The organism is Streptomyces sp. 7R007, from assembly GCF_054850255.1.
In genome coordinates this window covers 248896-271474 of the sequence record NZ_JBTWMV010000001.1, presented here as the reverse complement: position 1 = coordinate 271474, position 22579 = coordinate 248896, and the positions used below count along the sequence as shown (strand labels likewise).

General features: G+C 73.0%; 22 protein-coding genes. 9 read left to right on the top strand and 13 right to left on the bottom strand.

The annotated features are described in order from the left end of the window. Positions 1 to 100 precede the first annotated feature (100 nt). Positions 101 to 1066: a pirin family protein gene (locus ACYF6T_RS01295; RefSeq protein WP_461692645.1), complete on the top strand. Its 966-nt coding sequence runs from the start codon at positions 101 to 103 to the stop codon at positions 1064 to 1066. 82 nt (positions 1067 to 1148) lie between these two features. Here the strand turns inward: ACYF6T_RS01295 and ACYF6T_RS01290 are convergent, their stop codons facing one another. Beyond that, positions 1149 to 1337, bottom strand: coding sequence for a hypothetical protein (locus tag ACYF6T_RS01290; RefSeq protein WP_461693228.1), 189 nt, complete (start codon positions 1335 to 1337; stop codon positions 1149 to 1151). Positions 1338 to 1429: 92 nt separating this feature from the next. On the opposite strand from ACYF6T_RS01290, the gene ACYF6T_RS01285 reads away from it, so the two are divergent. From ACYF6T_RS01285 to ACYF6T_RS01270, 4 genes are all read left to right on the top strand, one after another. Further along, complete coding sequence (locus tag ACYF6T_RS01285; RefSeq protein ID WP_461692644.1) at positions 1430 to 2074, top strand: LysR family transcriptional regulator substrate-binding protein; 645 nt, start codon at positions 1430 to 1432, stop codon at positions 2072 to 2074. Positions 2075 to 2150: 76 nt separating this feature from the next. Further along, a complete protein-coding gene (locus ACYF6T_RS01280) occupies positions 2151 to 3464 on the top strand; it encodes a competence protein CoiA family protein (protein WP_461692642.1) in 1314 nt (437 codons plus the stop codon). A 128-nt stretch (positions 3465 to 3592) separates the two neighbouring features. Continuing rightward, positions 3593 to 4312: a helix-turn-helix transcriptional regulator gene (locus tag ACYF6T_RS01275; protein WP_461692640.1), complete on the top strand. Its 720-nt coding sequence runs from the start codon at positions 3593 to 3595 to the stop codon at positions 4310 to 4312. Next, positions 4309 to 5310 carry a threo-3-hydroxy-L-aspartate ammonia-lyase gene (locus ACYF6T_RS01270; RefSeq protein WP_461692639.1) on the top strand — a complete coding sequence of 334 codons (1002 nt, stop codon included), beginning with the start codon at positions 4309 to 4311 and terminating at the stop codon, positions 5308 to 5310. The genes ACYF6T_RS01275 and ACYF6T_RS01270 overlap by 4 nt, the downstream gene beginning before the upstream one ends. A gap of 24 nt (positions 5311 to 5334) precedes the next feature. Here ACYF6T_RS01270 and ACYF6T_RS01265 read toward each other — a convergent pair whose 3' ends face one another. Further along, a complete protein-coding gene (locus tag ACYF6T_RS01265; protein WP_461692637.1) occupies positions 5335 to 5730 on the bottom strand; it encodes a nuclear transport factor 2 family protein in 396 nt (131 codons plus the stop codon). 172 nt (positions 5731 to 5902) lie between these two features. Between ACYF6T_RS01265 and ACYF6T_RS01260 the strand changes: the two genes are divergently transcribed. Beyond that, positions 5903 to 6265, top strand: coding sequence for a cupin domain-containing protein (locus tag ACYF6T_RS01260; protein WP_461692636.1), 363 nt, complete (start codon positions 5903 to 5905; stop codon positions 6263 to 6265). A 74-nt stretch (positions 6266 to 6339) separates the two neighbouring features. On the opposite strand, the gene ACYF6T_RS01255 is transcribed toward ACYF6T_RS01260, so the two are convergent. Next, entirely contained in the window at positions 6340 to 7317 is a 978-nt protein-coding gene (locus ACYF6T_RS01255) for an NAD(P)-dependent alcohol dehydrogenase (protein WP_461692635.1), read from the bottom strand. A 182-nt stretch (positions 7318 to 7499) separates the two neighbouring features. Between ACYF6T_RS01255 and ACYF6T_RS01250 the strand changes: the two genes are divergently transcribed. Then, positions 7500 to 8201: an SDR family oxidoreductase gene (locus ACYF6T_RS01250; RefSeq protein WP_461692633.1), complete on the top strand. Its 702-nt coding sequence runs from the start codon at positions 7500 to 7502 to the stop codon at positions 8199 to 8201. On the opposite strand, the gene ACYF6T_RS01245 is transcribed toward ACYF6T_RS01250, so the two are convergent. Both ACYF6T_RS01245 and ACYF6T_RS01240 read right to left on the bottom strand, forming a co-directional pair. After that, positions 8202 to 9494 carry a vWA domain-containing protein gene (locus tag ACYF6T_RS01245; protein ID WP_461693226.1) on the bottom strand — a complete coding sequence of 431 codons (1293 nt, stop codon included), beginning with the start codon at positions 9492 to 9494 and terminating at the stop codon, positions 8202 to 8204. A gap of 59 nt (positions 9495 to 9553) precedes the next feature. After that, positions 9554 to 10411 carry an AAA family ATPase gene (locus ACYF6T_RS01240; RefSeq protein WP_461693225.1) on the bottom strand — a complete coding sequence of 286 codons (858 nt, stop codon included), beginning with the start codon at positions 10409 to 10411 and terminating at the stop codon, positions 9554 to 9556. A gap of 140 nt (positions 10412 to 10551) precedes the next feature. On the opposite strand from ACYF6T_RS01240, the gene ACYF6T_RS01235 reads away from it, so the two are divergent. Continuing rightward, entirely contained in the window at positions 10552 to 11121 is a 570-nt protein-coding gene (locus ACYF6T_RS01235; protein ID WP_461692632.1) for a TetR/AcrR family transcriptional regulator, read from the top strand. Between the two features lie 45 nt (positions 11122 to 11166). Here ACYF6T_RS01235 and ACYF6T_RS01230 read toward each other — a convergent pair whose 3' ends face one another. The 8 genes from ACYF6T_RS01230 to ACYF6T_RS01195 all read right to left on the bottom strand — a co-directional run bounded on the left by ACYF6T_RS01230 (position 11167) and on the right by ACYF6T_RS01195 (position 21023). After that, positions 11167 to 12477, bottom strand: coding sequence for an FtsX-like permease family protein (locus ACYF6T_RS01230; protein WP_461692631.1), 1311 nt, complete (start codon positions 12475 to 12477; stop codon positions 11167 to 11169). A gap of 3 nt (positions 12478 to 12480) precedes the next feature. Then, positions 12481 to 13266, bottom strand: coding sequence for an ABC transporter ATP-binding protein (locus ACYF6T_RS01225; protein ID WP_461692630.1), 786 nt, complete (start codon positions 13264 to 13266; stop codon positions 12481 to 12483). A gap of 132 nt (positions 13267 to 13398) precedes the next feature. Further along, positions 13399 to 14052: a LutC/YkgG family protein gene (locus tag ACYF6T_RS01220; protein WP_461692628.1), complete on the bottom strand. Its 654-nt coding sequence runs from the start codon at positions 14050 to 14052 to the stop codon at positions 13399 to 13401. Continuing rightward, positions 14049 to 15527 (bottom strand): LutB/LldF family L-lactate oxidation iron-sulfur protein, encoded by a 1479-nt coding sequence (locus ACYF6T_RS01215; protein ID WP_461692626.1) that lies wholly within the window; start codon positions 15525 to 15527, stop codon positions 14049 to 14051. Before ACYF6T_RS01215 ends, ACYF6T_RS01220 begins: the two co-directional genes overlap by 4 nt. Then, positions 15524 to 16279: a (Fe-S)-binding protein gene (locus tag ACYF6T_RS01210; RefSeq protein ID WP_461692625.1), complete on the bottom strand. Its 756-nt coding sequence runs from the start codon at positions 16277 to 16279 to the stop codon at positions 15524 to 15526. The genes ACYF6T_RS01215 and ACYF6T_RS01210 overlap by 4 nt, the downstream gene beginning before the upstream one ends. Positions 16280 to 16349: 70 nt before the next feature. Continuing rightward, positions 16350 to 17798 (bottom strand): rhamnulokinase, encoded by a 1449-nt coding sequence (locus ACYF6T_RS01205; protein ID WP_461692623.1) that lies wholly within the window; start codon positions 17796 to 17798, stop codon positions 16350 to 16352. Continuing rightward, complete coding sequence (locus ACYF6T_RS01200; protein WP_461692621.1) at positions 17795 to 19834, bottom strand: bifunctional aldolase/short-chain dehydrogenase; 2040 nt, start codon at positions 19832 to 19834, stop codon at positions 17795 to 17797. The genes ACYF6T_RS01205 and ACYF6T_RS01200 overlap by 4 nt, the downstream gene beginning before the upstream one ends. Before the next feature lie 313 nt (positions 19835 to 20147). Next, positions 20148 to 21023 (bottom strand): NAD(P)H-binding protein, encoded by an 876-nt coding sequence (locus ACYF6T_RS01195; protein ID WP_461692620.1) that lies wholly within the window; start codon positions 21021 to 21023, stop codon positions 20148 to 20150. A gap of 167 nt (positions 21024 to 21190) precedes the next feature. Between ACYF6T_RS01195 and ACYF6T_RS01190 the strand changes: the two genes are divergently transcribed. Beyond that, complete coding sequence (locus tag ACYF6T_RS01190) at positions 21191 to 22078, top strand: LysR family transcriptional regulator (RefSeq protein ID WP_461692618.1); 888 nt, start codon at positions 21191 to 21193, stop codon at positions 22076 to 22078. The last annotated feature ends 501 nt before the right edge of the window (positions 22079 to 22579 follow it).

Below are 22579 nucleotides of genomic sequence, written 5' to 3'. Positions count from 1 at the left end.
GTACATGGCTACTATATCCATGGCTAGTATTTTTCCGCCTCCGTGAGACGGCCCGGACGACGGACTGACGCGACGGCCCGCGCGGGACTACGTTGTGGCCATGAGCAATCTTGATCGCGAGGCGGTTCCCGCCCTGTGCGGCGGCCGTGGGTTCGTCGTCGCGGAACCCGTGCGCGAACTCCTCAGCCCTCGCCGCGTCCAGCTCGGCGAGTCCACCGAAGTCCGCCGCCTGCTGCCCAACCTGGGCCGCCGCATGGTCGGCGCCTGGTGCTTCGTCGACCACTACGGCCCCGACGACATCGCCGACGAGCCCGGCATGCAGGTGCCGCCGCACCCGCACATGGGCCTGCAGACGGTGAGCTGGCTGCACCAGGGCGAGGTGCTGCACCGCGACTCCACGGGCAGCCTGCAGACCATCCGCCCGCGCGAACTGGGCCTGATGACCTCGGGCCGGGCGATCAGCCACTCCGAGGAGAGCCCCCGCCCGCACGCCCGCTTCCTGCACGGCGCGCAGCTGTGGGTCGCCCTCCCCGACAGCCACCGCCACACCGACCCGCACTTCGAACACCACGCCGACCTGCCGGTCGTCGCGGCCCCCGGCGTCACCGGCACGCTCATCCTCGGCGAACTCGACGGCGCGGCCTCGCCGGGAACGACGTACACCCCGATCGTCGGCGTCGACCTCACGCTGGCGGACGGCGCGGACGTCCGCCTCCCGCTGGAGCCGGACTTCGAGTACGCCGTGCTGTCCATGTCCGGCGAGGCCCACGTGGACGGCGTGCCGCTGCTGCCCGGCTCGATGCTCTACCTCGGCTGCGGCCGCACCGAACTGCCGCTGCGCGCCGCCTCGGACGCGGGTCTGATGCTCCTGGGCGGTGAGCCGTTCGAGGAGGAGCTGATCATGTTCTGGAACTGGATCGGGCGTACCCAGCAGGAGATCGAGCAGGCCAGGACCGACTGGATGACCGGCACCCGCTTCGGCGAGGTCAAGGGCTACGACGGCGCCCCCCTGCCGGCACCGGAACTGCCGCCGGTGCCGCTGAAGCCCCGGGGGAGACTGCGGTGAGCTGACGCCACCAGGGGTGCGGGGCCCGCGGGGCCGACGCCGTGTCAGACGGCCCGGTGACCGGAGGTGCCGGCCGCGGGCACTACCAGGTCGCCCTCGCCGTACTGGGCGCGGCCGGAGCCGAACGACCAGTCCGGCGCGGTGTTCTCGACGTAGCCGATGAACCCGCCCTCTCAGGCCGTGACCACCGCGGCGAGGAGGCGGTGATGGCGGCGTACAGCTTCTGCTTGACCTCGGTGGAGCGGCCGGCCTGGGTGAGGATCTGGATCATCACGACGCCATCACCACGCTCGAAGCCCAGGCCGGCGTCGAGCGCGACGACCCGGCTCGGGCGAGGCGCTCTTCGAACGCGACTCCCGCTCGGTGCGCCTGTCCGCGGCGGGCGAGGCGCTCACGCCGCACGCCCGCGCCGTCGCCGCCGCCGTGGCCGCCGTCAAGGCCGAGTTCGTCGGCCGCTGCGGGCTGCTGACCGGACAGCTCTCGCTGGGCGCCGGCGACGGTGTCGAGGGCGGCAGCCTGCCCGCCCGGCTGGGCGCCTTCCCCGGCTCCACCCCGGCGTCGGCGTCCACCTCGTCGAGGGCACCCGCGCCAGCCTGGTGCCGCAGGTGCGCCAGGGGTCCCTGGACGCCGTCTTCGCCGCGGTCCCGCGCACCGGCCTCGCCCCCCGGCTTCGCGCACCGGGTGCTGGTGCGGGACGAGATCGTCGCCGTGGTGGCCTGCGACCAGCCGCAGGCCCGGCGGACGGCGCTCGACCTGGAGCGGCTCGCCGGGACGCCGCTGATCACCTACGGCCCGGACAGCGGCCCGCGCCCGCACCTCCTCGCCGCCTTCGCCCACGCCGGGGTGCCCTTCCAGGCCGCCTACGGCGACGACTCCGACCGGGGCCCCTTCCACCGCGGAATGGCCCGTGCCCGCCTCGACCGGCTGTTCACCGCACCCGGCGCCGGGCGCGCCTTCGCGGAACTCATGACGGGACTGGACCCGGACGCGAATTCCGTCGGCTCCTGATATCGCAGAGCATTTACGGGACCGTTCCCGATCATGGAATCGGCCCATTGTCAGTGGTGCGTCCTACTCTCGCCTTATGACCTACAGCGTCTGGCACAGGGGCCTCGGGATCACGCTCGACCTGACCGAGGCGGATCTCGGGCACCCCGAATATCCGGGGCTGCTCGACGAGATCTACGGCAATTACCAACCGGATCTTCTGTACTGCCTGGAGGCCCATGAGGACGAGGGGTTCATCTGCCCCGGCTTCATGACGATCCGCAAAGTCAACGGCCGCCCGCACGCCATGCACGTGGCGAAAGGGGAGCGGCCCGAGACGAAGGCGGAAAGCGATCTCCACAAGGCGCTCAGGGAATACACCGCGAAAGTCGCCGCCGGCGAGGGATTCCGGGTGACCCGGCCGGAAGACGCCGATCAAGGAAAGCTCCGCGCCGACGTCACCGTGGAAGGCGTCGGCGCTCGGCGGCTCGGGTACGAAATCCAGCTCTCCGCGATAGCCGGCGGCTCCGTCGACGAGCGCACCCGACTGGTCCGCCAGGCCGGGCTGACCCCGCTGTGGCTCGTCAACAACGAGAACGCGATCCCCATCGACCGCGCCCCCTGGGCCCGGCTGAACGTGCAGAGCTGGCGCGACGTCACCGACCGCGCCGCCCTGCCGGTGCGCGGCGGGATCAAGCACCTGCACATGTCGCGCTGCGACTGGAGCAGCCCCGTGCCCTGTCCGCGCCAGGGCGCCGGCCGCTGCGGAGGCCGGCACGGACTGTGGGAGCCGGTGGCGGGCCTGTACTACGACGACGTCATCCGGCGCACCGCCACCGGCGAACTCGTCTCGCTGTACATGCCCCATCCCGCCGGGCGGCGCGGCTGGCACATGTGGGTCACACCGGCCGACAAGGAGGAGTTCCTCGAAGGGCGCCCCGAACCGCTGCCGGGGGTGCCCTCTCCGCGGCGGGCCGGCGAGGCGGTCCTGCTGCCCCGGCGGGGCGAGGACGGTCAGGCGGACGTCCGGCGCGAGCTGACCCGGGCGCGCGATGACGAACTGCCCATCGACGCCTCCCTGTGGCACACCGAACCGCCGTCGAACGAGTTCTCCCGCCCGTTCACCGTGGGCGAGTTCGTCATACCCGGCGATCTGGTCGCCGCCCGGCGCGCCTTCACGCGCGCGCTGGCCCACTGCGAGGACATCGCCATCCGGCTGCCCAGCGGCGCCGACATCGCGGCCGGCCGGGCCGAGATCACGGACGAGCAGCGCGAGCGGCTCGCGGAGGCGCGCGAGCGGTGCCGTCGCCTCGCCGAGGAGATGCACACCCACCCGTGGTGGGAGACGGTCGCCGACCGGCACGCCGCGCGGGAGGCGCTGACCCATGCGGCGACCCATGACTCCGCCTGACGTGGGGCCGGCCGGTGTCGTGCGCTGACCTGGGGTGATTGCGGGTGACCCGAAGTTGGACTTTCCGTCCAACCTCTGGACGCGTAGTCTAGGCAGCTGTCGGGTGCGGCGAGACGGGAGAGTGCGCCATGGCGGCCGGAGAGGGGCTGGAGGGGGAGCGGGACGCGATCATCGCCGCGCTGCGGCCCGTCGTCGACGGGATCGCGGCGACGTTCGGGCCGGTGTGCGAGGTGGTGCTGCACGACTACCGGCGGCCGGAGCGGTCGGTCGTCGCCCTCGCCGGCGCGGTGACCGGCCGGCGGGTCGGCGGCGCGATGAGCGAGATTGGCCTCAGGATGGTCGCCCGTGGTGACGAGGCCGACGACGAGCTCAACTACGTCACACGCACCCGGACCGGACAGCTCGTCAAGTCGTCGACGATCCTGCTGCGCGACTCCACCCGGGCGGTGTTCGGCGCTCTGTGCGTCAACGTCGACGTCGGCGCGGTGCACGAGGCGCACGCCCTGCTCGGCGCGCTGGCCGGTGCCGGGACCGCTTGCGACCGGACGCCGGTCACCACCTTCGCCGGTGACATCGACTCCGTCGTGGAGGCCGTCCTCGACGGTCACCGGCTCGGCGGGAACCGCGCCTGGGCCGGACTCGACCGCGCCGAGCGCCTCGACCTGTTCCGCAGCCTCGACGCCCACGGCGTCTTCGCCGTACGCCGCTCGGTCGAGCAGGTCGCCACCCGCCTCGGCATCTCCCGGGCCTCGGCCTACAGCTACCTCTCCCAGGCCCGCACCGCCAACGCCCCCACCACGGACGGAGAACCCGTGACGACCACGACGACCGATGGAGAACCCGCGTGACGACCACCACCCCGCCCGTCACCCTCGACGACGTCCGTGAGGCCGCCGTCCGGCTGAAGGGCATCGCCCACCGCACCCCGGTGCTGCGCTCCCGCACGCTGGACGCCCTCGTCGGTGCCGAGGTCCATCTCAAGTGCGAGAACTTCCAGCGTGTCGGCGCCTTCAAGTTCCGCGGCGCCTACAACGCGGCCTCCCGGCTCACCCCCGACCAGCTGGCCCGGGGCATCGCCGCCTACTCGTCCGGCAACCACGCCCAGGCCGTCGCCCTCGCCGCCCGGGAGCTCGGCACCTCCGCCGTCATCGTCATGCCCGAGGACGCCCCGCGCTCCAAGCGGGCCGCCACCGAGGGCTACGGCGCCGAGATCGTCATCTACGACCGCTACACCGAGGACCGCGTCGCCGTCGGCCAGGCCCTTGCCGAAGAGCGCGGGCTCGCCCTCATCCCGCCCTACGAGCACCCGCACGTGATGGCCGGACAGGGCACGGCGGCGCTCGAACTCCTGGAGGAGACGGGAGAGTTGGGCGCACTGGTCGTGCCGGTCGGCGGCGGGGGACTGATCGCCGGAGCCGCCACGGCCGCCAAGGGGCTGTACCCCGGAATCCGGGTCGTCGGCGTCGAACCGGAGGCGGGGGACGACACCAAGCGGTCCCTGGAGGCGGGCCGGCGCGTCCGCATCGAGGTGCCGCGCACCATCGCGGACGGACAGGCCCTGGAGACGCCCGGCGAGCTGACCTTCTCGGTGAACCGCAGGCTCGTCGACGCCGTCGCGCTGGTCTCCGACGACGAGATCCGCGACGCGATGCGGTTCGCCTTCGAGCGGCTGAAGATCGTCGTCGAGCCGAGCGGAGCCACCCCGCTGGCCGCCCTGCTGACGGGCCGTGCGGGACCCCTGCCGCGCCGGGTCGGGGTGATCGTCTCCGGGGGCAACGTCGACGCCGCCCGCTTCGCCGCGCTGTGCGGCGCACCGGCCGGACAGGCCGGTGAGGCGGGACGCTGACCCCGCCTCACCAACGGACGGGGCTCAGGTCCAGAACGCGTTGCTGGTGTCGATGTCCCCGACGCACTCGTCGAGGTCGGTGACCTTGTCGCCGACGATCCGGAAGATGATGCATCCGTCCTCGTCGAGGCGCTTGCCGCCGCGTTCGGCGCTGACGCGGTGCGTGGCGACCGCGTGACCGCGGCCGTCGACCAGGATCCGGTTCAGCTCGACGTTCAGCGTGCCGGCGGTCTCCTCGAAGAGCCGGCGGTACATGTCGAGGATCGAGTCGATGCCCTTGAAGTCACCGGCGAGCGGGTGACTGCCGGGCACGTGGTGCGTGGCGTCGCCCGCCATCAGCGAGCGCAGGGCGTCCATGTCACCGCGGGTGAAGGCCTCGTAGCCCTTGCGGACGAGCATGGCGTGAGGATGTTCGGCCACGGGGATCGCCACCTTTCTGGCGGTTCGGCGATGAGTGCGGCTGTGTGCCTCATTCTGCGCCTGGTTCGCCCGATTGTCCGGCCGTCCAGGTGACCCGCGGTCCCCCGAATGGCGGCGCCGGGTTGCCGGGTCGACGATGGAGTGGACGGGGCTCGCGATGGAGGGAGCCGACATGATCGAGGTCAAGCCTGTCGACAAGCCGGATGAACGCCGTGACTTCCCGCGCGGCCATCTCGAAGCCGTTCACCTCACCGGACTCGACTTCGCCGTGGGCACGTTCGAGCCCGGGTGGCGCTGGTCGGAGTCCGTGGCACCGATCGCCGGGACGGACAGCTGCGAGGTGCACCACAACGGCTACGTCGTCCAGGGACGCATGCGCGTACGCATGGACGACGGGGCCGAGAGCGAGGTCGGCCCGGGTGACGTGTTCGTGCTCTCGCCGGGGCACGACGCCTGGGTGGTCGGTGACGAGCCGTGCATCGTCCACGACTTCGCCGGAGCCATGGCCACGGAGTACGCGAAGGCCAAGGAATAGGCACAAGGGGCTGGGGATCAGGCACTCTAGGGACCAGGCACTAGGGACGAGGGACCACCGCGGGGTGGGGCCGCTCACACGGTGACGACGATCTTCGCGCGCGCGTGCTCCACCTCCAGGTGGCGTATGGCCTCGGCCGCCTGGCCGAGCGGATACGTCCGCTCCACGACCGGGGTGACCTTCCCCGACTCGGCCAGCCTGCGCAGTTCGGCGAGGTTGGCCTTGCTCTGTTTCGCCGGGAGTTCGCGCAAGCGCTGTCCGCGCACGAAGGGCGCCAGCAGACGGCCCCGCAGGAACAGCCCCATCGGCCCGACCAGGCTGCCGCCCTCGTACATGCCGCCGCCGGACAGCACGAGCGTGCCCGTCGGCGCCAGCGCGCGGCGGAACTCGCCCAGGGAACGGTTGCCGACCAGGTCGAGGACGACGTCGTAACGCCGCCCGGAACGGGTGAAGTCCTCCCGGGTGTAGTCGACGACGTGGTCCGCGCCGAGCGAGCGGACCAGGTCGGCGTTGCGGGTGCTGCACACGCCGGTCACGACCGCGCCGTACGCCTTGGCGATCTGCACGGCGAAGGTGCCCACCCCGCCGGACGCCCCGTTCACCAGCACCGACTGCCCCGCGGTGAGCCGGGCGACGTCCCGCAGCCCGATGAGGGCGGTGTTCGCCGCCAGCGGCATCGCCGCCGCCTGCTCGAAGGTGAGGCCGGCCGGTTTGAGGTCCACGGCGCCGTCCGGCGCGCACACGAACTCCGCGAACGCCCCGTCCGCCTCGCCGAACACCTCGTCCCCCGGCTTCAGCCCGGTGACCGCGGCGCCCACCGCCTCCACCCGCCCGGCGAAGTCCCGGCCCCGGATCCTCGCCTTCGGCCGCGTGAGCCCCATCATGGGCCGCGCGAGCCTGGGGTCGCCGTGCATCAGGTGCCAGTCGTAGGCGTTGACCGAGGCGGCGAGCACCCGCACCAGCACCTCACCGGCGGCGGGCAGCGGCTGTTCCACCTCCCGCACCTCCAGCGCCTCGGCCGGCCCGTACCGGTCCTGGATCACTGCCTTCATGGCGTCCCCCCTCCACTGCTGAGGAGCGTAGGAGAAAGCGGCCGTCCCGGATATCCGGGACAACCCCTGATTTTCCAGGAGAGGGCACCCTGGCGCTTGCCCGAGGAAACCGATCGGTTTACTCTCGGGAGGTGAGGAAACCGATCGGTTTCCCCTCTGTTCTCATGTGTCGGGAGACTCCCATGACCACCATCGAAGGCTCCGTCGCCCTGGTCACCGGCGGCAGCCGCGGTATCGGCAAGGCGCTCGTCGCCGCCCTGTACGAGCGCGGGGCGAAGAAGGTGTACGCCACCGCCCGCGACCCGCGCACCGTCACCCACCCCGACGCAGTGGCGCTGGCCCTGGAGGTGAGCGATCCCGCGTCCGTCGCCGCGGCCGCCGAGCGGGCGCAGGACGTCACGATCCTGATCAACAACGCGGGCGCGTCCGTGAACGCCAACTTCCTCGACTCACCCGTGGACGACGTCCGGCGCGAGTTCGAGACCAACTTCTACGGGCCGCTGCTCGTCACCCGCGCCTTCGTGCCGGTCATCGAGCGCAACGGAGGCGGCCACATCCTCAACGTCCACTCGGTGCTGTCCTGGCTCGGCGTCGCCGGCTCCTACAGCGCCTCCAAGGCGGCCCTGTGGTCCCAGACCAACTCCCTGCGCCTGGACCTCAAGCCGCGCGGCATCGAGGTCACCGGCCTGCACGTCGGGTACGTCGACACCGACCTGGTGGCCCACGTCGACGCCCCGAAGTCCACCCCCGAGAGCGTGGCCGCGCTGGCCCTGGACGGCATCGCCTCCGGCGCCCACGAGGTGCTCGCCGACGAACTGACCCGCCAGGTCAAGGCCGGCCTCGCCGCGGACATCCCGGCGCTGTACCCGCAGCTCGCCGCCTAGTCAGATCGGCAGCAGGCGGCCGACGATGGTGCCGAGCTGGCGTGCGTTGCGGCACTCGTGCATCTCCACCAGCCCCGCGTACTCCGGTGCGGCGGAGTCGCCGGTGCCCCACTGGGCGCGCGGCTCGGGGTTCAACCAGTAGACGCGCCGGGCCTGTTCGGCGATCCGCCGGACGGCCGGCAGGTTCGGGTCGCTCATGTTGGTGCGGGCGTCGCCGAGTACGAACACCGTGGTGCGCGGGCCGACCGCGTCGGCGTAGCGCTCCGCGAACTCGCCCAGCGCCACGCCGTAGTCGCTGCTGCCGTGCCAGCCGGTGAGCGTCGCCTCCTCCTGGATGCGGGCGGCGAGCCCCTCCGCGTCGGCCGTGCCGTGCCGCAGCAGCCCGGTCACCTCGTCGATCCGGTTGACGAAGGCGAACACCCGCACCTTGCTGAACTGGTCGTGCAGCGCCTGTACCAGCAGCATCGTGAAGTCCGAGAAGCCCGACACCGACCCCGACACGTCGCACAGCAGCACCAGTTCGGGCCGGGCCGGGCGGCGCCTGCGCAGCACCGGCTTCATCGGCACCCCGCCCGTCGACAGCGAACCGCGCACGGTGCGCCGCAGATCGATGCTGCCCCGGGCGGCCCGGCGCCGGCGCGCGGCGAGCCGGGTGGCGAGCTTGCGGGCCAGCGGCTGAACGGTCCTGCGCAGTTCGGCGAGCTGGGCCTTGCCGGCGTAGAGGAAGTCGAGCCGGTCGGCGGTGGTGGCCACCGCGCGCCGGGCGATCTGGTCCCGGCCCCGCCGCTCGGCCACCCGGCGCCGTGCCTCGGCGGCCACCATCTGCCGGAACGCCTCGATCCGCCGGCGGATCTCGTCGTCCAGCAGCCGGTCGGCGAAGCCCGAACCGCCGCTTCGGGCGCGGACGTCGTCGCGCACGCGCGCGAACAGCGTCTGCGGGCGGATGCGTTCGAGCGTCTGGTACGAGGACCAGCCGTCCGAGGCGGGGGAGGAGCCGTACCCGCCGAAACCGTCGACCGCCTCCGCCGCGAGGCGTTCCATGAGCGCCGTGTCGTCGTCGGCGAGGGCGGCCGCGAGCCGGTCGCGCAGTTCCGTGCGGCCGGGCCGCTCACCCTCCGGCGCGCCGATGCCGCGCGGGAAGTACAGGTCGAAGACCGGGTCGAACACCCGCCGTTGGTCCGTGCCGCGCAGCAGCGTCGCGGCCAGGCCCTCCCGCAGCAGCTCCCGGTCCGCGAGCCCGAGCACGGCCACCGCCTCGGCCGCGTCCACGGTCTCGCCGGTGCCGATGCGCATCCCGTGCGCGCGCAGGGCGCCGACCAGCGAGGTCAGCCGCTCCGCGACACCCGGCGCGGTCACACGGCGTCCAGGTCGAGCTTGGCGGCGGCCTTCAGGACGTCGTCCTGGTGCTTGAGGAGCACTCCGAGGGTGTCGCGGACGAGGGTGTCGTCGAGGGTGTCGGCGCCGAGCGCGAGAAGGGTGCGCGCCCAGTCGATGGTCTCGGCGACCGAGGGGACCTTGCGCAGGTCCATGGCGCGCAGCGCGCCCACCACACGCACCACGGACGCGGCCAGCGTCTCGTCGAGCCCCGGCACCTTCAGCCGTACGATCCGGCGCTCCAACTCCTCGTCGGGGAAGCCGATGTGCAGGAAGAGGCAGCGGCGGCGCAGCGCCTCGGACAGCTCGCGGCTGGCGTTGGAGGTCAGGACGACGAAGGGGCGGCGGGTGGCGGTGATCGTGCCGAGTTCGGGGACGGTGACCTGGAAGTCGCTGAGCACCTCCAGGAGCAGGCCCTCGACCTCGACGTCCGCCTTGTCCGTCTCGTCGATCAGCAGCACCTTGGGGTCGTCGCCGCGGATGGCCGTGAGCAGGGGGCGGGTGAGCAGGAACTCCTCGCTGAAGATGTCGGTGCGCGTCTCGTCCCACGTCTCGTCGCGGCCCGCGCTGATGCGCAGAAGCTGCTTGGCGTGGTTCCACTCGTACAGCGCGCGGGCCTCGTCGACGCCCTCGTAGCACTGCAACCGGACCAGGCGGGCGCCGGCGACCTCGGCGACGGCCTTGGCGAGCTCGGTCTTGCCGACCCCGGCCGGGCCCTCCACCAGCAGCGGCTTGCCGAGCCGGTCGGCGAGGAAGACGGTCGTGGCCACCGCGGGCGAGGCGAGGTAGCCGGTCTCGGCGAGACGCGTGAAGACGTCGTCGACGGATGTGAACAACAGGGCCTCCCGGGCGGCGGCGACAGCTCGTGCCACCTATCTAAGCGCTTGTTCAGCGTCCCTGTCACCCGGTATCCGGCGCGCGGCCGGCGGTAAACCGATCGGTTTCCCTTCGGTGTCCGGCGCGGTACCCTCGCCGTATGACCACGACCGACAAGGCCTCCCCGAGGGACCGGCTGCTCGACGCCGCGACCGAGCTCTTCTACCGCGACGGCGTCTCCATCGGGGTCGAGGCGCTGTGCCGGACGGCCGGTGTGTCGAAACGGTCCATGTACCAGCTCTTCGCGAGCAAGGACGAGGTCCTCGCCGCCAGCCTGGAGCGACGCGCACCCGCCTACGCGGCGCAGCTCCTGCCCGGCCCGGACGCCGCGACCACACCCCGCGAGCGCATCCTGTACGTCTTCGAACGCGTCGAGAGGCTCTCGGCCGAGCCCGCCTACCAGGGCTGCCCCTATCTGGCCGCGCTGGTGGAGCTGAAGAACCCCGAGCACCCGGCCAGCGTCGTCGCCGCCGCGGCCAAACGGCACCTCCAGGAGGCGTTCCGTACCCAGGCCGAGCTCGGCGGCGCGCGGGATCCGCAACTGCTCGCCCGCCAGCTGATGCTGGTCTTCGACGGCGCGAGCGCCCGCGCCGGCGCCCGGATCGAAACACTGGCCGGGCTGACCACGGCGACCGTGACGACCCTGCTGGACGCGGCGGGCCTGGCCTAGGCCGAAGGGGCGGCCGCCGTGGCGACCGCCCCTTGTGGAGTCCGCTCACGCCGCCACGCCGGCCGCCCGCACCGCCGGAGTGCGCAGCACCCGCCGGGCCGTGACCAGGCTGGTGCCCAGCGTCGCCGCCAGGCAGACGGAGACGACCGCGACGTAGAGGCCCAGCCCCTGGTGGGGGAGGACCGAGTCGCTGCGTACGACGGCGAACGGGACGATCCCCGCCAGGGCCGCCACCGTGCCGCAGCACACGCCCGTGCCGGTCAGGACCAGCGTCTCGACGCCCACCGTGCCCAGCACCTGGCCCGGGGTGGCGCCCGCCAGCCGCTGCTGACCGAACTCACGGCCGCGGTAATTCGTCGCCGCGTACAGCGAGTTGACCAGCATCACGCAGACGAAGACCACGATGATGCCGACGACGGTGAGGTTCAGCGTCTCCAGGTTCCGGGCCTCGACGGACTTCACCGCACCGGAGGCCCGTACGGCGTCGCTCTCCACGCCCTGCAGGTACAGGGTCGCCGTCGCCACGGCCGTGAACAGGATCAGCGGCACCATGATCCCGGCGACCTCGTCGGCCCGCTCGCGCAGGTTGCGCACCGCCAGCCACCCGCTCGCCCCGTCCGGCGCGAGCCGGTCCAGCACGGCCCTCAGCAGCCGCGGCGCCAGCAGCGCGAGGCCGACGGAGAGCAGGATCGCCCCGTACGCCGGGGGAGCCATCAGCGCCTCGTACGTCGGCGACAGGGCGAAGGTCGAGGTCACCGACACCGCGCCGGCGACGAGAGCGGCGTACGCGAGGAACGACCGCGCCCGAGGCCGCCGCCGGCGCTCGCGCGTCGCCCGCCGCAGCGCCGGCAGCGCCGCGCCCGCCGCAGCGAGCAGCGTGACGGCCACGCCGGAGGTGAGCGCGACGGGACCGAAGGAGAAGCCGACCGACTCGGCGACCTGCCCTCCGTCCTGGAACCGGTCGAGCAGCAGCCGGCCGCCCAGCACCGCCGGACCGATCGCCAGCACCGCACCCGCCAGCGCCACTACCACCGCCTCGCCCACGACCATCCGCCCGATCTGCGCCGGAGTCGCCCCGCAGCACCGCAACAGCTCCAGCTCGGCCGCGCGGTGCCGCACGGCGACGGTGAGCGTGGAGGCCACGGCGAAGAACACCAGCAGGGTGCCGTAGCCGCCGACCACGCTGGCCGACGTGGTCAGGCTGTCCCGGCTCACCGCGTCCACGCCGGGCCCGGCCGCCGTGTCGTACATCGAGTCGAACGTCATGACGACCACCGCGCCGAGGAAGGCGGACAGCAGCGTCGCGAGGAAGCGTCCAGGCCGTTGCCGTACCGACCGCATCGCGAGCGTCAGCATGGCTCACACCCCCGCCGTCACGTCGTCGCCCAGGTGCGCCAGCCGCTCGGCCACCGCGTCCGCGGTGGGTGCGTCCATCCGGCCGGCCAGCCGGCCGTCCGCCAGGAACAGCACGGTGTCGGCGTACGCGGCGGCGACCGGATCGTGCGTCACCATCACCACGGTGCGGCCGTGCGCCTGCACCGCCTCCCGCAGCAGCCGCAGCACGTCCCGCGCGCTGCGGGTGTCCAGCGCGCCCGTCGGCTCGTCCGCGAAGATCACCCGGGGCTCGGCGACCAGCGCGCGGGCGATCGCGACGCGCTGGCGCTGACCGCCCGACAGCTGGGCGGGACGGTGCCCCAGACGGTCGCCGAGCCCGACCCGGGCCAGCACCTCGCGGACCCGGCGGCGATCCACGCGCCGCCCGGCCAGCTTCAGCGGCAGCACCGTGTTCTGCGCCACCGTCAGCGTCTCCAGCAGGTTGTACTCCTGGAAGACGAACCCGACGCGTCCCCGCCGGAACCGGGTCAGCTCCGCCTCGCCGCCGCCCGTCAGCTCGGTGCCGTCGACCCGCACGATGCCGCCGTCCGGCCGCTCCAGACCGGCCGCGCACCGCAACAGCGTCGACTTGCCCGACCCCGACGGCCCCATGACCGCGGTGAACGTCCCCCGGGCCAGGCCCAGCGTCACCCCGTCCAGGGCGCGTACGGCGCCGTCGTCGCTGCCGTACGTCTTGCCGACCTTGACCAGCCGCAGCGCCTCGGCGGCGGGTTCCCTGTCGTACCTGTGTCCCGAGCCCGCGTGAAACATCGCCCTCACCCTCCGTCCGGCACGCCCTGTGCCTGGCCACGACGCTACGGAGACGGGGGAGGAACCACACGGGCCGCAGAACCCGTATCGCGGGGTGTACTCAGCGACACCCCGCGGGCGCCGGACGGCGTCTCAGGTGGACGGTCCGCTCACCAGCACCACCTCCAGCGTGCGCGGGCCGTGCACGCCCTCGACCCGGTCCAGCTCGATGTCGCTCGTGGCCGACGGGCCGGAGATCCAGGTCAACGGGCGCGTGGGGTCGAGGCGTTCGAGGGCCTGGGGGACCGAGGAGACGACCTGGTCGGGGACCCTGACGACGCAGACGTGGTGGTCGGGGACCAGGGTGATGCGGCGGCGGCCCTGGTCGGGGGAGGCGTCGAGGACGATGGTGCCGGTCTCGGCGACGGCCACCGAGCAGGCCGTGACCACGCTGTCGACGCGGTCCAGTTCGGCCGGGGTGGTGCCGGCGCGGTCGGGGATCTGCTCGGCGTCGGTCGCCGCGAGCCACTCGGGTGCCAGACCCGGCGGCACGAGGACGCTCTTCGAACCGTGCTCGGCCAGCAGGCGGCCGATCAGCGCGGGCAGTTCGCCGCCCGTGCAGCGGTGGACGAGCGCCCGGTAGTCGGCCAGGTTCTCGGCCAGCAGGTCGACCGTCTGCTCGACACCGCGGTCACCGTGCTCGCGTACGTAGTCGCGCGGAACCGCCTGCTCGTACGGCGTGTCGTCCTGGGGCACGTCCGCCAGGGCGCGCCGCACCCGGCCCAGGATCCGCTCCCTGCTGTTCACTTCGCGCCGTCCTTCCCGCCGTTGGTCCGCTGCCACCAGTCCCGGAACGGTTCCGCCGGTACGGCGGGCAGGTCCCGGGTCCCGCTCCACGCCCTGCCCGGTCCCGGCAGCGTCCGGGGATGCAGGCGCCGGGTGCGGGAGGCGAGGCGCTGGCCGGTGCGCAGGGCGCCGGGGTGGCTGAACGCCCAGCGGGCCGCCCGCATCGCCGCCCGCTCGGCGGCGTGCCCCTTCGCCGGCTTCAGCACCACCTTGTTGCCCGCCCGGGTGACCGGACCGCCCTCCACGACCCGCTCCCGCAGGTGCACCAGCACCTCCGGGATGTCGATCGCCACCGGGCACACCTCGTAGCAGGCCCCGCAGAGACTCGACGCGTACGGCAGCGAGGCGTCGATCTCGCTTGCCGTGCCCCGGAGCTGGGGGCTGAGGATGGCGCCGATGGGCCCCGGGTAGACCGAGCCGTAGGCGTGGCCGCCGGCCCGTTCGTAGACCGGGCAGACGTTCAGGCAGGCCGAGCAGCGGATGCAGCGCAGGGCCTGCCGGCCTACCTCGTCGGCGAGGGTGTCGGTGCGGCCGTTGTCGAGCAGGACCAGGTGGAAGGTCTGCGGGCCGTCGCCGTCGGTCGTGCCGGTCCACGTCGACGTGTACGGGTTCATGCGCTCGGCGGTGGAGGAGCGGGGCAGGGTCTGCAGGAAGACCTCCAGGTCCCGCCAGGTCGGCACGATCTTCTCGATGCCGACGACCGAGATCAGCGTCTCGGGCAGGGTCAGGCACATCCGGCCGTTGCCCTCGGACTCCACGACCACCAGGGTGCCGGTCTCGGCCACCATGAAGTTGGCGCCGGAGATGCCGACCTTGGCCCGCAGGAACTTCTCCCGCAGGTGCAGCCGGGCCGCCTCGGCGAGTTCGGCGGGGGTGTCGGTCAGGCCCTCGGGCGCCGGACGGCCCCACTCGCTCATCTCCGTGCGGAAGATGTCGCGGATCTCGCCGCGGTTGCGGTGGATGGCGGGGACGAGGATGTGCGAGGGGCGGTCCTTGCCCAACTGCACGATCAGCTCGGCGAGATCGGTCTCGTAGGCCCGGATGCCCTCGGCCTCCAGCGCCTCGTTCAGCCCGATCTCCTGGGTGGCCATCGACTTGACCTTGACGACCTCCGTCTCCCCGGTGGCCTTGACCAGGTCGGCCACGATCCGGTTGGCCTCGTCGGCGTCCGCCGCCCAGTGGACCGTACCGCCCGCCGCCGTGACCGACTCCTCCACCTGCACGAGATACCGGTCGAGATGGCGCAGCGTGTGGTCCTTGATGCGCTTGCCGGCCTCCCGCAGCTGCGCCCAGTCCGACACCTCCGCCACCGCCTTGGCCCGCTTGGCGCGGATGGTGTGGGTGGCGTGGCGCAGATTCCCGCGCAGGGTGGCGTTGCCCACGGCCTCGTGCGCCGCCGCCGGGAAGGCCGGCATCCCTACGAACGTCCCGCTCATACGGCCGGTTCCTCCTCCGTGCTCGCCAGGATCTCCGCGATGTGCACCGGCCGCATGCCGGAGCCCAGCCGGGTCATCGTGCCCCCGATGTGCATCAGACACGAGTTGTCGGCCGCGCACAGCACCTCCGCGCCGGTCGACTCGGCGCCGCGCACCTTGTCCGCGCCCATCGCCGCCGAGACGTCGGAGTTCTTCAGCGCGAACGTGCCGCCGAAGCCGCAGCACTCCTCGGCACCGGGCAGCTCGACCAGCTCCAGCCCCTTCACGGCCTTCAGCAGCCGCAGCGGCCGGTCGCCCAGGCCGAGACCGCGCAGACCGTGGCAGGTGGGGTGGTACGTCACCTTGTGCGGGTAGTAGGCGCCCACGTCGGTCACTCCCAGCACGTCCACCAGGAACTCCGTGAGCTCGTACGTCTTCGGCACCACCGGCGCCAGCGTCGCGGCCAGGGAGTCCCCGCGCCCCTCGGCCCGGGCCCGCTCGCCCATCCGCGGGTACAGCTCCCGCACCATCGCCCCGCACGAGCCGGACGGCGTGACGATCGCCTCGTACTCTCCGAAGACATCGGAGAAATGCCGGGCGAGGGGTTCGGCCTCATGGCGGTACCCGGTGTTGTAGTGGGCCTGCCCGCAGCAGGTCTGGGCCATCGGGAAGTCGACCTCGACGCCCAGCCTGGTCAGCAGTTTCACCACGGCGCGCCCGGTGTCCGGATAGAGCGTGTCGTTGACGCAGGTCAGGAACAGGGCGACACGCATCGCGGCTCCTTGTTGTCGATCATCGGATGAGTGCAGCGTAGTCCGGTAGGGCGGGGTGGGGGAGACCCCGTCATGCCCCGGCGAGCCGGGCCTGCGCCTCGCGCCAGCGTCCGGTGCCGCCGCGGGGCTCGTAGCGGGTCAGCGGCTGGGTACGGGCGAGCAGGCGCCGCATCTCGGCGAGGTCGCCCACCAGGCCGTGCGCCCGGGCCTGGACCAGCACGTTGCCGAGCGCCGCCGCCTCCGTCGGCCCCGCCACCACCGGCAGCCCGCAGGCGTCGGCGGTCAGCTGGCACAGCAGCGCGTTGCGGGTGCCGCCGCCCACGACGTGCACGACGTCCACCGGGTGGCCGGCGAGGTCCTGCGCGTCCTGCACGGCCTTGCGGTGGGCGAGCGCGAGGGAGTCGAGGATGCAGCGGGTGATCTCCCCGGGCGAGGAGGGCACGGGCTGCCCGGAGGCGCGGCACGCCTCGGCGATCCGCTCCGGCATCCGGCCCGGCGCCAGGAACGCGGCGTCCCCGGCGTCCACGACCGACCGCAGCGCCGGCGCCTCGGCCGCCTCCCGCAGCAACTCGCCCAGATCCGGCTCGCCCCAGGCCCGCACGCACTCCTGGAGCAGCCACAGCCCCATGATGTTGCGCAGGTAGCGGACGGTTCCGTCCAGCCCCAGCTCGTTGGTGAAGTTGGCGGCCCGGCTCTCCTCCGTCAGCACCGGCGCGCCGAGCTCCAGCCCCGCCAGCGACCAGGTGCCGGTGCAGATGTACGCGAACCGCTCGCCGTCGGCCGGTACGGCGGCCACGGCCGACGCCGTGTCGTGCGAGCCGACCGTCGTCACCGGCACGGGACCCGTGAGCCCCGTCTCCTCCAGCACCTCCGGCCGCAGGACGCCCGCCGGGTCGCCGGGCCGGCGCAGCGGCGCGAACAGGCTCAGGTCGATGCCCAGCCGCGCGGCGACGTCGTGCGACCACGTGCGGGTGCGCGGGTCGATCAGCTGGGTGGTGGAGGCGTTGGTGAGCTCGGTGCCCTGCTCGCCGGTGAGCCAGTAGGACAGCAGATCCGGGATGAGCAACAGGCGCCGGGCATGCGCGAGTTGGTCCGTGTCCCGGGCCGCGACCAGTTGGTAGAGGGTGTTGAAGGGGGCGTACTGCAGTCCGGTCGCCGCGTACAGGCGGTCGGCGGGCACCGTCGCCCACACCTTCTCCGCGATCCCCTCGGTGCGGGGGTCCCGGTAGTGCACGGGGTTGCCCAGCAGGGCGCCGTCGGCGTCGAGCAGGCCGTAGTCGACGGCCCAGCTGTCGATGCCGACCGAGTCGACCTGCCCGGCCGCCCGCAGGCCGTCCAGCACGCCCGCGTACAGCGCCAGCACGTCCCAGCGCAGCCCCTCGGGCAGGCGCACGGGCCGGTTGGGGAAGCGGTGCGCCTCGGTCAGCTCCAGGCTGTCGGGGCCGACGCGGCCGACCATGACACGTCCGCTGGACGCGCCGAGGTCGACCGCGGCGTACGACGTCACGGGCGCGCTCACCGCAGGAAGGCGGCCGCGACGCCGGCGTCGACCGGGACGTGCAGCCCGGTGGTGTGGGTCAGCTCCCCGCCGGTGAGGGCGAAGACGGCATTGGCGACGTGCTCGGGCAGCACCTCCCGCTTGAGGATGGTGCGCTGGGCGTAGAACTCGCCGAGCTTCTCCTCCGGCACCCCGTACACGGCCGCGCGCTGCGCGCCCCAGCCGCCCGCGAAGATCCCGGAACCGCGCACCACGCCGTCCGGGTTGACCCCGTTGACGCGGATGCCGTGCTCGCCCAACTCGGCCGCCAGCAGCCGCACCTGATGCGCCTGGTCGGCCTTGGTCGCGGAGTAGGCGATGTTGTTGGGGCCGGCGAAGACGGCGTTCTTGGAGGCGATGTAGACGATGTCGCCGCCCAGACCCTGCTGGATCATCACCCGGGCCGCCTCGCGCGAGACGAGGAAGGAGCCGCGGGCCATGATGTCGTGCTGGAGGTCCCAGTCCCTCGCCGAGGTCTCCAGCAGCGGCTTGGAGATGGAGATCCCCGCGTTGTTGACCACCAGGTCCACGCCGCCGAAGGCCAGGACGGCCGCCTTGAAGGCCGCGGCGATCTGCTCCTCGGACGTCACGTCCACGGTCACGGCGACGGCCTTGTCCGGGCCGCCCAGTTCCTCGGCGACGGCCGCCGCGTTGGCGCCGTCGAGGTCCGCGATCACCACGCACGCGCCCTCGGCGACCAGCCGCTGCGCGATCGCCTTGCCGATCCCGCTGCCCGCGCCCGTCACCAGCGCCACGCGCGTGGCGAGCGGCTTGGGCCTGGGCATCCGCTGGAGCTTGGCCTCCTCCAGCGCCCAGTACTCGATGCGGAACTTCTCCGACTCCTCGATCGGCGCGTACGTCGACACCGCCTCGGCGCCGCGCATCACGTTGATCGCGTTGACGTAGAACTCGCCCGCCACCCGCGCGGTCTGCTTGTCCTTGCCGAAGGAGAACATGCCCACGCCCGGCACCAGCACGATCGCCGGGTCGGCGCCGCGCATCGCGGGGGAGTCGGGCAGCGCGTGCCGCTCGTAGTAGGCCGCGTACTCCTCGCGGTACTCGGCGTGCAGCTCCTTCAGGCGGGCCACGGCCTCCTCCAGCGGGGCCGTCGGCGGCAGGTCCAGCACCAGCGGGCGGACCTTCGTGCGCAGGAAGTGGTCGGGGCAGGAGGTGCCGAGCGCGGCCAGCCGCGGGTGCTCGGCGCGGGAGACGAAGTCCAGGACGGCGTCGGAGTCGGTGAAGTGGCCGACCTGCGGGCGGTCCTGGGAGGCGACGGCCCGCACGTACGGCGCCAGGGCGGCCGCGCGCTCGCGCCGCTCGGCCTCCGGCAGCGGCTCGTACCCCTCGATGACCGCGCCGAACGGCTCCGGCTTGCCGCGTTCGGCGAGGAAGGCCTCGGCGGTGCGGATGATGTGCAGCGAGTTGCGCTCGCACTCCTCGGAGGTGTCACCCCAGGCGGTGATGCCGTGGCCGCCCAGGATGCAGCCGATGGCCTGCGGGTTGGCCGCCTTCACCGCCGCGATGTCCAGCCCGAGCTGGAAACCGGGCCGCCGCCACGGCACCCAGACCACGGTGTCGCCGAAACACTCGGCGGTCAGCTTCTCCCCGTCGGCCGCGCAGGCGAGCGCGATCCCGGAGTCGGGGTGGAGGTGGTCCACGTGCGCCGCGTCCACGAGGCCGTGCATCGCGGTGTCGATGGACGGAGCGGCGCCGCCCTTGCCGTGCAGGCAGTAGTCGAAGGCGGCGACCATCTCGTCCTCGCGCTCGACGCCCGGGTAGACGCCCTGCAGGGCGCGCAGCCGGTCCAGCCGCAGCACGGCGAGGCCAGCCTCGGTCAGCGTGCCGAGGTCGCCGCCCGATCCCTTGACCCACATCAGCTCGACGTCGCCGCCGGTGACGGGGTCGGTTTCGGTGCCCTTCGCGGAGGCGTTGCCGCCCGCGTAGTTGGTGTTGCGCGGATCCGCGCCGAGCCGATGGGATCGCGCCAGCAGGGCGGCGGCTTCGGTGTGGAGTGCCATGGCGGGTCTCTTCCTTGCGTCGACGGAACGAAGCGGGTGGGCAAGGGGTTGAATCGTTTCAGGAAACCTAGTCGGAGTGCTTCGCTGACGTCAAGGGGTGTGCGGGCCGTTCTCGGGACCCGGCACGTGTGGGGATGGATGGCGCGGTGCGGGCGGTCGATGGAGCGCCCCGTGGGGTTTCGTGCCCCATGAAACGTTTCACGCCTATGTCCGGGTTGCCGACTCCTGTCGCCGGGGTTCCCGCCTGCCGTCGGTAGAGGGCCAACGGCGCGTCCGACACGTGCCGTTGACCCTCGTGGTCGAGCCGGAATCCTCAGGCCGGGAAGGCCGGCCGGAGCACCTCCTCGCACCACTGGCGGAAGCCGGTCGGGCTCGGCCGCGCGCTGCGGTGCTCCTCGGCGTAGGCGCCGTTGTTCTGCGCCACCGCCATGTCGGCCAGCCCCCGCGCCCACGCCTCGCTCGCCCCGTGCTCCACCATCGTCGCCCGGTACGCGTCGACCGGCACCTCCTGGAAACGTACGGGAATCCCCAGGACCTCCGAGAGGACCTCGGCGACACCGTCGGGGGTGAGCGCGTCGGGGCTGACCAGGGGGACCTCGTCCTGGCCGGTCCACGAGGCGTCGCGCAGGAGTCCGGCGGCCGTGGCCGCGATGTCGCGGGTGGCGATGAGGGCGAGGGTGCGGTCGGCGGGGTGCGGCCAGAAGAGGGTGCCCTGGTTCCTGATCGCGTCGAGCTGCCAGAGCAGGTTCTCCATGAAACCGGCCGGCCGCAGCGACCGGTACCCCACGCCGGTGCGGGCGATCAGCTCGTCACCGGCCCGCGCCGCCGACAACTGGCCGGCGTTCTTCTCGACGCCGCGGCCCATGGTGGAGACGGCGACGACCCGCTGGACGCCCTGGCTGACGAACGCCTCGCACGCCGCCCGCGTCGGCTCCACGACATGGGCCATGACGTCCTCGGCGCGGAAGTCCGGCGGCACCAGCCAGAAGACGGCGTCAGCGCCGGCGAACGCCTTCGTCAGGACGTCGGGGTCGCGGTGCGAGCCCTGGACGACCTCGACCCGCTCGCGCACCTCGGGGGAGAGCCGGCCGGGGTCACGGGCGATCACCCGGACGGGTTCGTCGCCGTCGAGGAGACGGTCGACGACCTGGCGTCCGATCTGTCCGGTGGGCGTGGTGATGACAAGCATGGAGGAACTCCAAGTGAGGTCGCTGGAACGGCGGTTGATGCCCCGCACGCGAGCCGGAAGGGGGGCGAACCGTGTGCCTCGATCCTGCGCCGCCGTCTCTCGCCGGGGAAGGACCGACCTGGTCGCGCTTGTTACCCTCAGGGTCATACCGAACGGAGGGGCAGGTCATGGAGTCCCGCTCGCTGCGCTACTTCGTCGCCGTCGCGGAGGAGCTCAACTTCGCCCGCGCCGCCGAACGGCTGGGCATCTCCGCCCCGCCCCTGTCCCGCGCCATCCGCAAACTGGAGGCGGACCTGGGCGTCACCCTCTTCGAACGCACCACGCACAGCGTCGCCCTCACCCCGCCCGGCGCCGTGCTGCTGGCCGAGGCGCGCATCGCCCTCGACGCCCTGCACGCCGCGGGCCGGCGGACCCAGCGCGCGGCCGACCCGGACCCCAAGCTGGTGCTGACCGTCAAGGCCGACGGCGACGCGGGGCTGCTGGAGCCGCTGCTGGCCCGCCACGCCGCCGAGCCCGGGGCGCGGCCGGTCGCGATCCGGCTCTCCGGGTGGCACGAGCAGGTACGGCTGCTGCGGGAGGGGGAGGCCGACGCGGCGCTGATCTACGAGCCGTTCGACCGCACCGGGCTGGACGCGGAGACGCTGGTGGTCGAGCCGCACGTCGCGGTGCTGCCGGCCGCGCACCCGCTCGCCGCCCGCGACATCCTGACGCTGTCCGACCTCGCCCTCCCGGGCGTCGAGCCGGGCAACCTGTCCGGACTGGCCGGCTACCGGGACCTGGTCGTGCGGACGCACGGGGTCGCGGACCTGCCGCAACTGCTCACGCTCGTCGAACTGGGCGAGGTCGTCACACTGCTCCCCGAGTCGATCACGACCCGCTACACCCGTCCCGGCGTCGCCTACCGCCCGATCCTGGACGCCCCGCCGGCGTCTCTGTGCATCGCCTGGCCCCAGCAGTCGCGCTCGACGGCGACGGCGGCACTGGTCCGCGCGGCGACGGCGCTCACCGCCCCGGACACGGTGGCCGCGGCGCGGGCCGTGCCGGAACGGGCGTAGGGGCAGGGGCCGTCGTCACCGGGGGTGGACGATCGCGGGGGCGGCGTCGTGCCATGGGTGCCGGGTGCCGGGTGCCGGGTGCCGGGTGCTGGAGCGACGGTGTGCGCGGGGTTATCGGTGAGGTGACCCGGCCGTGGAGCCGTTACCCGCCGCGCACGGGGGCCGGGGTGCAGGGGCCGGACGCCGGATGGTCCTCTTGCAGAACGGCAGAAAACACAGCGGGGAGACCATCCGGCCCCACCTGCCAAGCCGGTCGGAGAACGACCGTGTTTCCTTGCCGGCCACGTACCGATCGGCCACACAGAGGTCGTGTCCCCCCTCGTGGTGTAGCCGATCACGGTCCGTCGCCTCCGCTTCGGAGCCGTCCGGCACTTGCCGCTGCGGTCCGTCGTGCGATCACCGCTGGTCCCGGCTCGGCAAGCCCCAACAGGGCCGCCAGCGAGGGCGATTCGGGCCACGACCTGCGGATTCCGCCAGCTTGATCGGCTACACCACTCGGCG

Coding starts and splice junctions, on each gene's coding strand:
- ACYF6T_RS01215 (WP_461692626.1), bottom strand. CDS start 15,527: ATGAGCGGGACGTTCGTAGGGATGCCGGCCTTCCCGGCGGCGGCGCAC.
- ACYF6T_RS01280 (WP_461692642.1), top strand. CDS start 2,151: ATGACCTACAGCGTCTGGCACAGGGGCCTCGGGATCACGCTCGACCTG.
- ACYF6T_RS01225 (WP_461692630.1), bottom strand. CDS start 13,266: ATGTTTCACGCGGGCTCGGGACACAGGTACGACAGGGAACCCGCCGCC.
- ACYF6T_RS01190 (WP_461692618.1), top strand. CDS start 21,191: ATGGAGTCCCGCTCGCTGCGCTACTTCGTCGCCGTCGCGGAGGAGCTC.
- ACYF6T_RS01250 (WP_461692633.1), top strand. CDS start 7,500: ATGACCACCATCGAAGGCTCCGTCGCCCTGGTCACCGGCGGCAGCCGC.
- ACYF6T_RS01295 (WP_461692645.1), top strand. CDS start 101: ATGAGCAATCTTGATCGCGAGGCGGTTCCCGCCCTGTGCGGCGGCCGT.
- ACYF6T_RS01275 (WP_461692640.1), top strand. CDS start 3,593: ATGGCGGCCGGAGAGGGGCTGGAGGGGGAGCGGGACGCGATCATCGCC.
- ACYF6T_RS01210 (WP_461692625.1), bottom strand. CDS start 16,279: ATGCGTGTCGCCCTGTTCCTGACCTGCGTCAACGACACGCTCTATCCG.
- ACYF6T_RS01290 (WP_461693228.1), bottom strand. CDS start 1,337: ATGATCCAGATCCTCACCCAGGCCGGCCGCTCCACCGAGGTCAAGCAG.
- ACYF6T_RS01230 (WP_461692631.1), bottom strand. CDS start 12,477: ATGCTGACGCTCGCGATGCGGTCGGTACGGCAACGGCCTGGACGCTTC.
- ACYF6T_RS01245 (WP_461693226.1), bottom strand. CDS start 9,494: ATGCGCATCGGCACCGGCGAGACCGTGGACGCGGCCGAGGCGGTGGCC.
- ACYF6T_RS01235 (WP_461692632.1), top strand. CDS start 10,552: ATGACCACGACCGACAAGGCCTCCCCGAGGGACCGGCTGCTCGACGCC.
- ACYF6T_RS01260 (WP_461692636.1), top strand. CDS start 5,903: ATGATCGAGGTCAAGCCTGTCGACAAGCCGGATGAACGCCGTGACTTC.
- ACYF6T_RS01255 (WP_461692635.1), bottom strand. CDS start 7,317: ATGAAGGCAGTGATCCAGGACCGGTACGGGCCGGCCGAGGCGCTGGAG.
- ACYF6T_RS01200 (WP_461692621.1), bottom strand. CDS start 19,834: ATGGCACTCCACACCGAAGCCGCCGCCCTGCTGGCGCGATCCCATCGG.
- ACYF6T_RS01195 (WP_461692620.1), bottom strand. CDS start 21,023: ATGCTTGTCATCACCACGCCCACCGGACAGATCGGACGCCAGGTCGTC.